Source organism: Adhaeribacter aquaticus DSM 16391, assembly GCF_000473365.1.
GTDB classification, from domain to species: Bacteria; Bacteroidota; Bacteroidia; order Cytophagales; family Hymenobacteraceae; genus Adhaeribacter; species Adhaeribacter aquaticus.
On the sequence record NZ_KI421517.1, the window covers coordinates 4,673,258 to 4,686,528 of the forward strand.

General features: G+C 39.5%; 12 protein-coding genes. 5 read left to right on the forward strand and 7 right to left on the reverse strand.

Going from position 1 to position 13,271, the window contains the following annotated elements; genetic code table 11:
- Window positions 1–149: 149 nt before the first annotated feature.
- Window positions 150–1,298: a DEAD/DEAH box helicase gene (locus tag ADHAQ_RS0123070; protein WP_026464945.1), complete on the reverse strand. Its 1,149-nt coding sequence runs from the start codon at window positions 1,296–1,298 to the stop codon at window positions 150–152.
- A 465-nt stretch (window positions 1,299–1,763) separates the two neighbouring features.
- Between ADHAQ_RS0123070 and ADHAQ_RS0123075 the strand changes: the two genes are divergently transcribed.
- The 3 genes from ADHAQ_RS0123075 (at window position 1,764) to ADHAQ_RS0123085 (ending at window position 2,828) form a co-directional block, all read left to right on the forward strand.
- Window positions 1,764–1,955, forward strand: coding sequence for a cold-shock protein (locus tag ADHAQ_RS0123075; RefSeq protein ID WP_026464946.1), 192 nt, complete (start codon window positions 1,764–1,766; stop codon window positions 1,953–1,955).
- Window positions 1,956–2,076: 121 nt separating this feature from the next.
- A complete protein-coding gene (locus ADHAQ_RS0123080) occupies window positions 2,077–2,304 on the forward strand; it encodes a type 2 periplasmic-binding domain-containing protein (protein WP_026464947.1) in 228 nt (75 codons plus the stop codon).
- A gap of 65 nt (window positions 2,305–2,369) precedes the next feature.
- On the forward strand, window positions 2,370–2,828 hold the full coding sequence (locus ADHAQ_RS0123085; RefSeq protein WP_026464948.1) for a cold-shock protein: 459 nt from the start codon (window positions 2,370–2,372) through the stop codon (window positions 2,826–2,828).
- 153 nt (window positions 2,829–2,981) lie between these two features.
- Here the strand turns inward: ADHAQ_RS0123085 and ADHAQ_RS0123090 are convergent, their stop codons facing one another.
- The 6 genes from ADHAQ_RS0123090 to ADHAQ_RS0123115 all read right to left on the reverse strand — a co-directional run bounded on the left by ADHAQ_RS0123090 (window position 2,982) and on the right by ADHAQ_RS0123115 (window position 10,512).
- Window positions 2,982–4,403: an alanine/glycine:cation symporter family protein gene (locus ADHAQ_RS0123090; RefSeq protein WP_026464949.1), complete on the reverse strand. Its 1,422-nt coding sequence runs from the start codon at window positions 4,401–4,403 to the stop codon at window positions 2,982–2,984.
- A gap of 229 nt (window positions 4,404–4,632) precedes the next feature.
- Complete coding sequence (locus tag ADHAQ_RS0123095; protein WP_026464950.1) at window positions 4,633–5,202, reverse strand: chemotaxis protein CheB; 570 nt, start codon at window positions 5,200–5,202, stop codon at window positions 4,633–4,635.
- Window positions 5,203–5,217: 15 nt separating this feature from the next.
- The gene (locus ADHAQ_RS0123100) at window positions 5,218–6,045 is read right to left on the reverse strand and encodes a CheR family methyltransferase (RefSeq protein WP_026464951.1); all 828 of its coding nucleotides are present in this window, start codon (window positions 6,043–6,045) and stop codon (window positions 5,218–5,220) included.
- A gap of 13 nt (window positions 6,046–6,058) precedes the next feature.
- Window positions 6,059–6,436 carry a response regulator gene (locus ADHAQ_RS0123105; protein ID WP_026464952.1) on the reverse strand — a complete coding sequence of 126 codons (378 nt, stop codon included), beginning with the start codon at window positions 6,434–6,436 and terminating at the stop codon, window positions 6,059–6,061.
- Window positions 6,437–6,449: 13 nt separating this feature from the next.
- Window positions 6,450–6,812 carry a response regulator gene (locus ADHAQ_RS0123110; protein WP_026464953.1) on the reverse strand — a complete coding sequence of 121 codons (363 nt, stop codon included), beginning with the start codon at window positions 6,810–6,812 and terminating at the stop codon, window positions 6,450–6,452.
- A 25-nt stretch (window positions 6,813–6,837) separates the two neighbouring features.
- Window positions 6,838–10,512, reverse strand: a complete 3,675-nt coding sequence (locus tag ADHAQ_RS0123115) for a response regulator (RefSeq protein ID WP_026464954.1) — start codon at window positions 10,510–10,512, stop codon at window positions 6,838–6,840.
- Between the two features lie 324 nt (window positions 10,513–10,836).
- Between ADHAQ_RS0123115 and ADHAQ_RS0123120 the strand changes: the two genes are divergently transcribed.
- Both ADHAQ_RS0123120 and ADHAQ_RS27475 read left to right on the forward strand, forming a co-directional pair.
- Window positions 10,837–11,247 carry a hypothetical protein gene (locus ADHAQ_RS0123120; protein WP_026464955.1) on the forward strand — a complete coding sequence of 137 codons (411 nt, stop codon included), beginning with the start codon at window positions 10,837–10,839 and terminating at the stop codon, window positions 11,245–11,247.
- 319 nt (window positions 11,248–11,566) lie between these two features.
- Window positions 11,567–13,243, forward strand: a complete 1,677-nt coding sequence (locus tag ADHAQ_RS27475; protein WP_051360117.1) for a sensor histidine kinase — start codon at window positions 11,567–11,569, stop codon at window positions 13,241–13,243.
- Window positions 13,244–13,271 lie beyond the last annotated feature (28 nt).

Genomic DNA, 13,271 nt, shown 5'->3' on the forward strand with positions numbered 1-13,271 from the left:
ATTCCCAAGTTCAATTTTTAACAGGTAAACCTGGGCTACTTGTAAGCAGAAGTAAAGTAAACTTAAGATATAATCTGGGGAAAGAAGCTAATAACCTAATTTTGATATTAAAGCCTAAAACTTATTTGGATTTTATCTTATCATTTTATTTAGAAGCCCTGCAGATTTACATCCGCAGTTTCGTGCGTTTCTACTAAACGTTTCATTTTTTTCTGGATAATTTTAAAATGATGCTCATCTTCTGGGGTTATAAGGGAGATGGCCTCACCAGAAGCCCCAGCCCGGCCTGTCCGGCCAATCCGGTGTACATAGTCTTTAGGCGACCGGGGTAAATCATAATTAATAACAAAGGGCAGAAACTGGATGTCAATTCCCCGTGAGGCCAGATCTGTAGCCACCAATATCCGCACCAGACCCGCTTTAAATCGCCGTAACGCTTCGGTCCTGGCTCCCTGACTTTTTTCACCATGCAAAGCCATTGCTTCCAATCCGTTTTTGTTCAGCTTTACTACCAGGTTATCAGCATTCCGGACACTGGACACAAACACTAGCACCTGCTCCATGTTTTGCTGTTTAATCAGGTAGCGTAGGAATGGTCCTTTTTGCTCGGGAGTAACCCGGTAAGCAACTTGTTTAATCAATTCTACCTGCGTCTCATCAGTATCTGATGAGATTGAAATAACAACAGGGTTACGGAGTAATTTTGCTTTTATAGCTTTTATGTCATCGGCCAGGGTAGCAGAGAAAAGCAGGTTCTGCCGTTTAGGAGGCAGCAAGGCAAAAATTCGGTCCATCTCCTCTGCAAAGCCTAGATTCAGCATTTTATCGGCTTCATCCAGCACTAATACTTCTACTTCGGAGAGATGAACGGCCTTGTTTTCTATCAAATCAAGTAAGCGACCTGGAGTAGCAACCAATATATCGGTACCACTCATGGACTTCATCTGCGGATTGATACTAACGCCACCGAACACAGCCAGTGTTTTAACCCGATTACCTAAATACAAGCTAAAGCTTTGAAAAACGGTAGCCACCTGCAAAGCCAATTCCCGTGTAGGTACCAGTACTAATGTTTTAACATACCTATTGCGCGTTGGTTTCCTTTCCCGGAATTGCTCTATTAATGGCAGGGCAAAACTAGCTGTCTTTCCGGAACCAGTTTGGGCAATCCCCAAAATGTCATGTTCATTTAGTATAGCTGGAATAGCTTGTTCCTGAATAGGATAAGGCGTTACATATCCCTGAGCTGCAATAGCTTTCAGTAAAGGAGCAGATAAACCAAAGGCAGAAAAATCCATGGAAATTATAAGTTTAGACCCTAATAATGAGCTTAAACGGCAAAGGTACAATTATTAAAGCTAAACGTTATCTATATATACAATAACCTACCTATAAACTTGTAATCCTGACTCAATAAACAGGTAGGCAACAAGCGTATATAAAAGTTTAATCTGTCAGATTTAGACAATTATCATGGAAAAGATTTACATTTTGGAAAACCTTGGGCCATTATAAAGCAACTTTTCTTGTTAAAAATATCTAATTATAAAATTGGATTGCGATTTCAGTAATAAAATTAAATAATACTATAATGTAAGCAACCTCCCTATCGTATAGCTTAAATTTATTAAGGAGTATTTTATAGAAAAAGCCTTTTTACGAATATTATCACCAGACTTGTAAAATATTTATCTTATCTTGTAAAAAATTTGGAACATATACGTGCTTATTTATGTAGTAGGTATATAATAATTAAAAATAACATGCATAGCGGAACAGTAAAATTCTTTAATGACTCAAAAGGTTTTGGTTTTATTAAAGAAACAAATTCAGATCAGGAATATTTTGTACACGTTTCTGGACTGGTACACGATGTCAGAGAAAATGACGAAGTGACTTTTGAGTTAAAAGAAGGAAAAAAAGGAATGAATGCAGTTAACGTTAAGCGTGCTTAGTTTTAACAAAAATGTCATCAAAAAAAAGCCTTACAATCAGTAGGGCTTTTTTATTTTTTTCAACAAGTAATTAGTTCTTGCAGCCATTGCAGAAAAGGGTTTAAAAATTAAATTCTTAAAAATGAATAGAAAATACCTGGTAGATCCCATTACACGCGAATATCTATGCGTAGCTCTGCAAAAGGGAAAAGATTGGTCTCCGACTAATCAAAAGTTTTTAGAAAACTTTTTGGGCACCCGGTCCAATAAAGATAATACAGAAGCCGGATTAGTTTCTGGTGAATTTAATGATAATAACTTTTTCGAAAAGTGGATCCGCAACGGAACAAATTTCCTGTTCCAATATTAACCTGAGGCCAGGCCTAAAAGCCTTCCATCCTATTACCTTAAAAAAAGAAAGATTAACAATACAATATGGGGAAATCACAAGAAACCTTTAGTAAAAAAGAAAAAGAGAAAAAAAGATTAAAAAAGCGGCAAGACAAAGAACAGAAAAAGGAAGACCGGAAAGCTACCTCAGCTAAAGGCCAGGATTTGGAAGAAATGTTTGCCTACGTAGATGATAACGGTAATATTACCAATACGCCTCCCGATCCCTCAAAGAAGAAAAAAGAAATAAGCCAGGAAGAAATTCAAATTGGCGTATCCAGACAGGCGCCTATTGATCCGGCTGATTTAATCCGGAAAGGCACTATTAGCTTCTTTAATGCTTCCAAAGGTTATGGATTCATAAAAGATCACGTAACGCAAGAAAGCATTTTCATCCACCAAAACGCACTAACCGTGTCGGTTAAAGAAAATGACAAAGTTTCTTTTGAAGTGGAAAAAGGACAAAAGGGTCTTAATGCGGTAAACGTAAAGCTTATTAGCTAGCATCTAAATTAGATATAAATACACCTCTGCCACAAGTTTATCGCTTGTGGCTTTTTTAGTATCTACTAACCCCACAAATAAGCACCTCTACGGGCCTGATTACTTTTTTTAGTTTCGCCATTGCCAGCCAAAACAAAAACACGGCATCTAAACTTATTTATTCCAGACTTCTGTATTTTTAATTCCTAAAGCGGTGGGATTAAACACAGGTTCTTTACCGGCTGCTTTTTGTGCCTGGTAATCTTTTAAGGTTTTTAAGGCCGGCTTTTGTAACAAAAGAATAGCAACAATATTAAGCCAGGCCATTAAACCTACCCCAATATCGGCCAGTCCCCAGACAGTTTCGGCAGCTTTTATGGAACCATAAAAAGTAGTTGCCAGCGTAAGTAGCCGCAATAACCACAACAGCCATTTATTGGTAATCGCTGTTAAAAAACTAAGATTTGTTTCCGCAATATAGTAATAAGCCATAATTGTGGTAAAGGCAAAGAACAATAAGGAAAGAGCCACAAAACTACTACCGAGGGATGGGAAATAGATATTTACAGCTTGTTGGGTAAAAACCGGGCCTATGCCTACCCCTGGTAAATTTTCTACCAAAAAACCGCCTTCCGGGTTCTGAACATTGTATTGCCCGGTGAATAATATCATAAAAGCCGTAGCCGAGCAAACAAATAGAGTATCAATATAAACTGAAAAGGCCTGCACCAAACCTTGCTTGGCCGGATGGCTAGCTTCGGCCGCCGCCGCCGCATGAGGAGCCGATCCCATACCGGCTTCATTGGAGTAAATTCCTCTTTTAACTCCCCAGGAAACTGCCATACCAAAAACTCCAGCAAAAGCGGGCTCCAAATTAAATGCCGATTTAATAATTAAACTAAAAACTGCCGGCACTTCTCTGAAATTAATGGCAATAACAATAACCGACATAAGAATATAAGCACCTGCCATAAACGGCACCACTACCTCAGCTACTTTCCCAATTCGTCTTACGCCGCCGAAAATTATAAGTCCTAACAGAAAGGTGATAACGAGGCCAGTGATATAAGGAGGCACAGCAAAAGCTGTTTGCATGCTGGAGGCAATACTGTTGCTTTGCACTCCCGGGAAAAATATTGCAGAACTGAATACAGTTACACCTGCAAATAGTACCGCATACCACTTAAGCCCCAAGCCTTTATGAATATAATAGGCAGGCCCTCCCCTATATTGGCCATCTTTTACCTCTTTATAAATTTGTCCTAAGGTAGCCTCAATAAATGCTGTTGCACTGCCTAATAAAGCCATTACCCACATCCAGAAAATAGCGCCTGGCCCACCCATGGCTATAGCCGTAGCTACCCCTGCAATATTTCCGGTACCTACCCGGCCAGCAATTGCAATAGCAAAAGCCTGAAAAGAACTTACTCCTACCTGCGAAGATTTACCCGCGAAAAGCAACCGAAGCATTTCCCGAAAATAGCGGACTTGCATAAACCGGGTAACAACGGAGAAATATATACCTGCGCCAAGACAAAATAAGATAAGCGCATTACTCCAAATAATATTATTTAACCAACTAATTACTTCCTCCATTATGCTTCTGTAGGTAAATTTCAGGCAAAACGCTTTACCATTCGTTAATATATTTAATAACCAGGCAATGTTAGATACTTTTTTAGAATATTAATATTGCTTCTTGCACAAAATTACCCTGAAGCAGACTTATCTAAACTTTTATTTTTAATAAAGCCAAAACTAAGCTTGTGGGTCAGGACAGGCTACATACTATTACAAAAGTATTAAGACTAGTAATAATTAGGTTTTACAGGTTGTTCAGGAAATTAATTACTTCGTCCAGGGTTAATATATGTTGTACCTGGCCTGTTTTAATAGCTGCTTGGGGCATGGTATCCACTTCAGCTGTTTCAGGTTTTTGCACAATGGTTAGGCCTCCTGATTTGGCAATTTCTGCTATTCCTTCTGCACCGTCGGTGTTAGCGCCAGTCAACAAAATACCTATAAGGTTGGATGTATAATGCTGGGCAGCACTTTCAAAGGTCACATCGATACTGGGCCGGCTGTAATGTACCTTTTCAGAAACATCCAGGCTAAATGTAAAATCACTTTCAATAAGTAAATGATGATCAGCCGGAGCTACATAAACCGTTGCTTGCGCTACAGGTTCTTTTTCTTCAGCCTCCTTAATAAACAAAGGTGATTTATCCTGCAAAATATTAGTTATAAAACCATTGTGCGAAGTAGCGCTGCGATGTAAAACCAAAATTATAGGGAGTTTAAAATTAGGCGATAGTTCAGGAATTATTTTCATTACAGCCCCAACACTACCAACAGATCCTCCTATTACAACTAGTTTATACGCCTGCTCCTGCATAGAATTTAATCTATTTTATAGCTTCAACCAAATTCTTTCCTGTTTGTTTAAATAAGTATAATAATCTTTAAAATTGGAGTGCTGTAAGGTTTCTTTGGCTCCTAAAGCCAGAAAACCTCCATTCGGTAAACTTTGAGTAAATAAACCAAACACTTTATCCTGCAGGTCGCGATTAAAATATATGAGAACGTTGCGGCATAAAATCAGGTTAAATTCATTAAAAGACTGATCGGTGGCCAAATTATGCACAGAATAAACCATTTTCCGGCGCAACTCTTCTTTAAAAAGGGCTTGTCCGTACCGCACGGTATAATATTCTGACAAACTAGATTGTCCGCCACTTTGAATATAATTCTCCGAGTAAGTTCTAAGGGTAGAAATATGAAATAATCCTGATTTTGCTTTGTGAAGAACCTGCGGATTTAAATCGGTACCATACAACAGGGATCGCTCCAATAAATTAGCTTCCTGGAGTAAAATAGCTAACGAGTAAACTTCTTCACCGGTAGAACAACCTGCATGCCAAATCCGGATAAATTTCTGTTGGGCCAGTTTTGGAAACACCTCTTCTTTCAAAGCCCGGAAAAAAGCAGGATTCCGAAACATCTCTGTTACGTTTACAGTCAGTTCTTCTACAAAATGACTAAAATAATCCGGATCAGAAATAACCTGGTACTGCAACTCCGCAATACTGGGAAACTTTTCCAGAGCCAATACCCGGTTTACCCGCCTTTTTAGCGACTCCCGCGAGTAGGAAGAAAAATCAAAGCGGTAAACTTTAATGATTACTTTTAAAAACTGATCCAGCTCTTCCTCGGAAATTTTTAAAGCCAACTCCTGCATGCCCTATCACTTATTATTTGGTGATATATGTACTCATAACCTGCACCAGTTGTTCTACATCAATTGGTTTAGAAATATAATCGGTGGCACCGGCTTGCAGGCATTTTTCCTTATCGCCTACCATGGCCTGTGCAGTAACGGCTATAATAGGTAAATGCTGGAATTCCGGCTTTTTGCGGATTGCCTGCGTGGCTTCATATCCATCCATTTCGGGCATCATCATATCCATCAGCACAATATCCACCTGAGGAGCTTTTTCCAGGACTTCCAGGCACTCGCGGCCATTAGTTGCCGTAATTACTGCATACCCTTTTGTACTTAATACTGCTTTTAAGGCAAAAATATTGCGGGCATCGTCATCAGCAATTAAAACTAAAGGTTTATCAGCCATTTTTGCTCAAGAATTAAAATAGGGCAACTAGTTTATCTACGTCTATTGGTTTATTTAGGAAACCATTGGCTCCTACCGCCATACTTCTTAATCGCAGGGCCGGATTATCGTCGGCGGTTATTACAATTATTTTGGTGTTTTTGTATTGGGGCAATTCCCGGATCATCTGAATGGTTTCAATGCCGTCCATAAAAGGCATCATAATATCCATCAATATAATATCAAAAGCCGTCCGCTCGCTTAATATATTTAGGCATTGCTCTCCGTTCAAGGCAGCGGTACAAGTAAAGCCACGAGGAATTAACACGGCCGATAACGCAAAAATATTACTTTGCTCGTCGTCTACTATTAAAACAGTTTTTTTGTCTGTTGCCATTATATTCTTTTGTCAGCTAAAAAAATTAATACATCCACACGCGTAAAAGCGATAGCAACTGGTCTATATCTACCGGCTTGGCAATGTAATCCGAAGCTCCGGCTTCTATACATTTGTTTCGGTCGTTAGGCATTGTTTTGGCCGTAACGGCAATAATGGGAATGTTTTTATACCTAGAATTTTTCCGAATGGCCGTTGCTGTTTCGTATCCATCCATTTCGGGCATCATTATGTCTATTAAAATAGCATCCAGATGGAGTTCTTTTTCCAAATAAGCCATTACTTCTTTGCCATTTGCTGCCGTAATAACATTTACCTCATGGTTTTGTAAAACCTTAGATAAAGAAAAAATATTTCTTGCGTCATCATCGGCAATCAATATGGTTTTTCCGGCCAAATCCCGATCTATAAGTTTATTCCTCCGCTTTTCTTTTGTATTTCCTTCCTGGTTTTCCTGTACCAGGTGCAGAAAGATACTTACTTCATTTAAAAGCTTTTCGTAGGTATTGGCTTTTCGGACAATACTGGTGGCGGCATATTGGTTTATGCGCTTCTCATCTTCAGTAGTTATGGTATGACCCGTGTAAACAATTACCGGCACCGTTTCAAACCGTTTATCAGATTTTATCTGATCCAGTAGGCTAAAGGCTACTTTTTCATCCACCGATATATCCAGAATAACACTATCAAAAGGCTCTTTTTTAAGCAGGCTTAAACCTTCCTCACCTGAAAGTGCTACTGTTGTCTGAATGTTATTCTCCTGAAAATACTGCGATAGGGCATCCGCGTGTTTCTGATGGTTTTCAATAATCAATAACATCCGGCTTGTTTTCTGCCCTACTTCTTCTATTCGGTGCAATACCTGGTTCAGTTCTTTCTCAGCTAAGGGCTTACTAATAAAATCAATGGCACCAAGATTTAAACTTTTCCGCCGGGCTTCGTCCGAAGACATGGTGTGTACAGGAATATGCCGGGTAGCAAAATCTTGTTTTAATTGCTCCATTACACTCCAGCCATCCATTACCGGCAAATTTATATCTAATAAAATACCTACCGGCTGGTATTTGCGGGCTAATAAAACTCCTTCGTCGCCACGGGTAGCAACTAAAGCTTTATACCCATTACTTCTCACAAAAGGAATAAGAGCTTTTACAAAAGGAATATCATCCTCAACAATTAATATGGCTTTATCCTGCGGATTAAGAAAATCACGGTCATCTGGTACCTGAATATACGGTAATACCGGAGCAGGACTATTGGTTGCTTCTGTATCTTCTTTGGTAGTGCCCGTTCCCGCTAATGCTTTTGTTACCTTAATTAGTTCTTTAGCAGGTGAAGCTGGCTGGGCTTCTATCTCCAATGTCTGATCTTTTTCATCAACCAAATAGATAGGTAAATAAAGCGTGAACGTACTTCCTTTTCCTGGCTCGCTCTCCAACTGGATTTCACCGCCCAATAACTTGGCTATTTCGCGGCTGATAGACAAGCCTAATCCGGTTCCACCGTACTTGCGCCTACTGGAACCATCCACCTGCTTGAAAGCTTCAAAAACCAAGGCCTGCTTTTCTAACGGAATGCCAATACCAGTATCTGTTACTTTAAAAGCAATTACTTCAACCTGATTTAACTGGCTGTTTATGAACTTTACATTGCTTACTGGCTGCCGGCTTACTTCTAAACTTACCTGTCCTGATTCGGTAAATTTTATGGCATTAGAAAGTAAGTTTTTCAGAATTTGCTCTAACCGCGACTTATCAGATTTAAACGAATGCGGCAATGTGGCATCAAAATCTAACACCAGCTCCAATCCTTTTTCCTTAGCTAAGGGATTGAACATGGCTATTAAATCCTGTTTTATTTCTACAAATGGCACCTCCTCTATAGAAATCTGCATCTGGCCTGCTTCAATTTTGGATAAATCCAGTATCTCGTTTATGAGCTCCAGCAAGCCTATACCAGAGCTATGAATAACCCGGGCATACTCGTACCGGTCGTCTCCTAAATCCAAGTCTTTACTATCGGCCAGCAGCTTGGCTAACAATAAAATTGAGTTCAGGGGCGTACGTAATTCGTGGCTCATATTCGCCAGAAACTCCGATTTATATCTACTGGCCTGCTCAAGCTCCCGGTTCTTTTCTTCCAGCGATTTATACAACTGCACTAATTCCCGGCTTTTCTGATCAATAAACTGGTTTTTCTCTTCCAGTATTTGCGCTTTCTCCTCTAGTTCCTGATTAGATTGCAATAATTCTTCCTGCTGCACCCGCAGTTCCTCTTCCGAAGCCTGTAATTTCTGCGACTGCATTTCCAGTTCCGCGTTGCTGCGCTGTAATTCTTCCTGCTGTACCTGAAGCTCCTCGGCCTGGGCTTGCGTTTCCTGTAACAAATCGTGTACCCGCCACCGGTTTTTAGCTGTTACCAGGGCATTGGCCACATTCTGCCCACACCAATATAGGTACTGACTTTCTATTTCTGTTACTTCGCCCATTAGGCCCAGTTCCAGCACGCCCTGCACCTCGTCATTATAAATCAGCGGATGGATAATAATTGTAGTCGGGGGCCCCTCCAGCAAACCCGAATTAACCTTAACCAGGTTATCCGGCACATTGGTTAAAACCACAGGAGCCTTATCTAAAGCCGCTTGCCCTACTAAGCCTTCTCCCATGGCTATGTTTTTATTGGCTTCCAAAGAACAAGCATACGAAGCGGTAGGATTCAACAGGTTAGAAGTGTCGTCTAACATATAAAATAAGCCTACTTTACCATTCAAGTATTTAGCCATTTCGGTTAATACATGCTGCGAAAACTGCTGCGGGCTTTTTTCTCCCTTTAGTTGGTCATTCAGTTCAATGTAGCCTTTGCGTAACCAATCCTGTTGTGCTGCTTCTTCCTGGTTTTTTTGCAAATCGGAAGCCATCCGGTTTAAAGCATCGGCCAATACCCCCATACCTGCTTTCTCCCGGTCCTCTATTCTTACCTGATAGTCTCCTTCCGATATTCTTTTCACCATGTCGGAAATCAGGGTCACCCTTTCCTTCATCGTTTCGGCAGACAACTCCAACTGTTGTTGTAACTCCTGACTTTTTCTGAAATCACTCCTGATCCGGAAAAAAGCTAACAGTGTAATCAGTACCGTTATAAAAGCCGTACTTAAGACCAGAACGGGAGTTGCGGTAATATATTTTTTAAGTGACTGGTTCTGGTTCGAGATTAAACTGGCCTCTTCTTCCTCCATCTTATCTACCAGAGCCCTGATCTGATCCATTACAACTTTGCCTTCATTAAAAATTCGTCGGCGGTTGCCTATTACAAACTCACCATTTAAGGCTCTTTCCCAGATAGCAAACCGTTTATCAATAAGGGGCTTTAATTGGCGAAGGTGGTTTTGTTGAACCGGGTTTTCAGCCGTTAAATTTTGAGTATGGCTAAAGTTTTCCATGGCGCGGTTATAAGCACCATTATAAGGCTCTAGAAAACTGGAGTCCTGGGTTATAGCAAAACCTCTGAAACCGGTTTCTGCATCTTTAATGTTAGAAACAATGGTTTCTAACTGCAGCGAAACAGCATTAGCCTTATTGATGAAATTGGAACTACTAACCAGCCGGTTTATGCTTATGTAAGAGGCGACCGAACTAATTAATAATAAAACAAGCGTAAAGCCAAAAACAACAATTAAATATCGGATGGTATTATTTTTCATTCGTTTGTAGGCATGGCACCGGGTTAAAACTGAATTTCCCGCAAATGTTTAGAAAATAAAGACCTGTAGCTTGGGCGAAAGTACATAATTTCTACTTATTTGAAACAGGTATTTTAATCGATTGTTTAACCCAAACAGCCAGCTTCACCTATTTTTTAAATATATTTGTTATGGATATTTTAAAAGATTAAACGTTTAAAATTCTCATTTTCAACGAGAAAACCATAAACTAAAGAAACAATCTGATATTTGATTTAAGCTATACTTAATGGCGGCTTTACTCTTAAACTTTCGTTTAATACCTTTGTATTTTCAATAGCTAACATGATACAAGAACTAAGGAATCCTTTTGGTCGCGTTTTTCTAACCATAGATGTAGATGATAAAAATAAGTGGGTGCATGTAAACTGGATGGGCTATTTAACGGAAGAAAATATTAAAACAGGAGCTGCCGCCTATACCAATGCCCTGGCAGAAGCTGGTTATAAATGTGTATTAAATGATACCCGCCTGATAGTAGGCGGCTGGGATCATTCTTTAGAATGGGTTTTGAATGATTGGGCACCCAAGGCCGCCCGGGCCGGGTTAAAATATTTTGCTATGATTACCACACCGGAAACCTTTGGAGGCTCTACCGCTCACAACTTTTATTCTAATCTAAAATCTTTTCAGGCCCAGGTTTTTGATGATAAAAGCAAAGCAGAAGACTGGTTACGCCAATATTCATTTTCTTAAAAATTAAATTAAAATCAATAATAAAAGAGAAAGCCATAGCAAAAATGCTATGGCTTTCTCTTTTAAAGCACTATATAGTTCCTGAATTAAAATTTTTTAAATTTTAAAACGTTTTTCATTTTTAGCACCAAAAATCCTCTCCTAAAATTGTTTGATTTTTTAATTTTTTTTATTAAATACAGGGCAAAATACGTACTGTACTACCGGGAAATATTCCCTCCTGTTTTAATGAAATAACACCTGGATCCGAGGAGAATAAATAATTAAACATAAAAAGATTAAAACTATTATTCTTTACCAGGTTTAGATAACCAACAAAATGCATCAGGCCAAACATAAATTAATAAGTACATGGCGCCTTGCTTCTCAAACTTTTACCTGGTTGGTAATTGCAATAGGCTTGTTAGGTTTAGGTGGCTGGATGTTGGATTTACCGGTTATTAAACATGGCTTCTCCGATGGCGCCACCATAAAAGTAAATGCCGCCATAGCCTTTATTTTACTGGGAGTAAGCACCTTATTACTTTTTTATAAAAAAATAATCATATCCCGGTTATTACTAGTAGCCGTATCTTTCGTTTGCCTTTCAACCCTTTACGAGCATATATTCAGCATTGATCTTGGAATAGATGATTGGCTGCTTTCCTACGCCTCCAGTAAATACGCAGAAACTATACCTATTCGGTTGCCGGTATTTAGTACCGTCTGTTTTTTACTGCTCACTATTACCATTTTTATAATTACCCTCGATTGGATTGGAGCCGCCCAGATTTTGGCAGGATTACTTTTTATTGTGACCTACGCCTCTTTAATCGGTAATATTTATGGCATAAACGGCTTGGCCTTCCAGGCTGATTATAATAATGTTGCAAATCTGGTGATTTTGGGCTTTTGCTTTCAAAGTTTAGCCTTATTAACCTATTGTCCATCTAAAGGATGGTTAAAATTACTTTCCAGCCGGTTTGCAGGTGGCACCCTCGCCCGTTATACGTTTGGTTATTTTTTATTGGTGTCCCCTATTTTCATTGGGTTTTACTTATTTACCCTGAACCGGTGGCACTTACCACCAGGATTAAGCATTCTGAGCCTTTTTCTCTTGACTTGTCTGATTACCCTGCCCCTTACCTATTTTTACCTCCAACGGCTAAACGCCTTTGATGCCCATTTACAAAAAGCGCATGCCAGGCTGCAAAATGCCCATGATAAAGCGCAATCGCGAAATGTTGAACTGCAACAGGGTAACCGGGAACTGGCCCTGATGGCTCAGGAAGTAATAAAAAGCAGCCTGGATATGGAAACCAAGAATAAGGAACTATTACGGATAAATCAGGGCCTGGAATTTATTGTACAAATGACGAGTCATGACCTGAAAACGCCCATCTATAATATTGAGATTTTGTTTGAAGATTTACGGCCGGCTCTGGAAACTATTCTGAATGGAGAGGTCAAAGTGGTCCATTTAATGGCAAACTCTATTTCTAGTTTAAAAAGAACCATAGATGGTCTGGCCCAGATTATCCGTTCTCAGCAGACCATTATTGGTTTACAAGTTAATGTTTCTATTTCGAGGTTAATGGAAGAAATCCAGCAGGAGCTGGACCGTGATATCCAAGCTTGTAATGCAAAAATAAAAGTGTTAAATGAAGTAGATGTTATTGTTTTCTCCCAGATACACCTGCGCAGTGTTTTATTCAATTTGCTTTCTAATTCTATTAAATATCGCTCACCCCAACGCCAGCTAGTTGTTACTATTGGCACCAAAAAAGTAGAAGGCGGCGTAGAAATTCATTTTTCAGATAATGGTTTAGGCATGAACCCAAAACAGCTTTCGCAACTGTTTACCATATTCAAACGGTTTCATAGCCATGTAGAAGGCAGCGGAATTGGTCTGTACATTGTAAAAGCAACCATTGAAAACAACGGGGGCCGAATTGAAGCAGACAGTACCGAAGGCGTAGGAACACAATTCACTATTTTCCTGCCTCAGTCTTTTTAACGAGCTAGTCCTTATTAATTGCTTGGTA

What these genes read in the sequence shown, in the direction of transcription:
- ADHAQ_RS0123070 (WP_026464945.1), bottom strand. Translation starts at nt 1,298, where the DNA reads ATGGATTTTTCTGCCTTTGGTTTATCTGCTCCTTTACTGAAAGCTATT.
- ADHAQ_RS0123075 (WP_026464946.1), top strand. Translation starts at nt 1,764, where the DNA reads ATGCATAGCGGAACAGTAAAATTCTTTAATGACTCAAAAGGTTTTGGT.
- ADHAQ_RS0123080 (WP_026464947.1), top strand. Translation starts at nt 2,077, where the DNA reads ATGAATAGAAAATACCTGGTAGATCCCATTACACGCGAATATCTATGC.
- ADHAQ_RS0123085 (WP_026464948.1), top strand. Translation starts at nt 2,370, where the DNA reads ATGGGGAAATCACAAGAAACCTTTAGTAAAAAAGAAAAAGAGAAAAAA.
- ADHAQ_RS0123090 (WP_026464949.1), bottom strand. Translation starts at nt 4,403, where the DNA reads ATGGAGGAAGTAATTAGTTGGTTAAATAATATTATTTGGAGTAATGCG.
- ADHAQ_RS0123095 (WP_026464950.1), bottom strand. Translation starts at nt 5,202, where the DNA reads ATGCAGGAGCAGGCGTATAAACTAGTTGTAATAGGAGGATCTGTTGGT.
- ADHAQ_RS0123100 (WP_026464951.1), bottom strand. Translation starts at nt 6,045, where the DNA reads ATGCAGGAGTTGGCTTTAAAAATTTCCGAGGAAGAGCTGGATCAGTTT.
- ADHAQ_RS0123105 (WP_026464952.1), bottom strand. Translation starts at nt 6,436, where the DNA reads ATGGCTGATAAACCTTTAGTTTTAATTGCTGATGACGATGCCCGCAAT.
- ADHAQ_RS0123110 (WP_026464953.1), bottom strand. Translation starts at nt 6,812, where the DNA reads ATGGCAACAGACAAAAAAACTGTTTTAATAGTAGACGACGAGCAAAGT.
- ADHAQ_RS0123115 (WP_026464954.1), bottom strand. Translation starts at nt 10,512, where the DNA reads ATGAAAAATAATACCATCCGATATTTAATTGTTGTTTTTGGCTTTACG.
- ADHAQ_RS0123120 (WP_026464955.1), top strand. Translation starts at nt 10,837, where the DNA reads ATGATACAAGAACTAAGGAATCCTTTTGGTCGCGTTTTTCTAACCATA.
- ADHAQ_RS27475 (WP_051360117.1), top strand. Translation starts at nt 11,567, where the DNA reads ATGCATCAGGCCAAACATAAATTAATAAGTACATGGCGCCTTGCTTCT.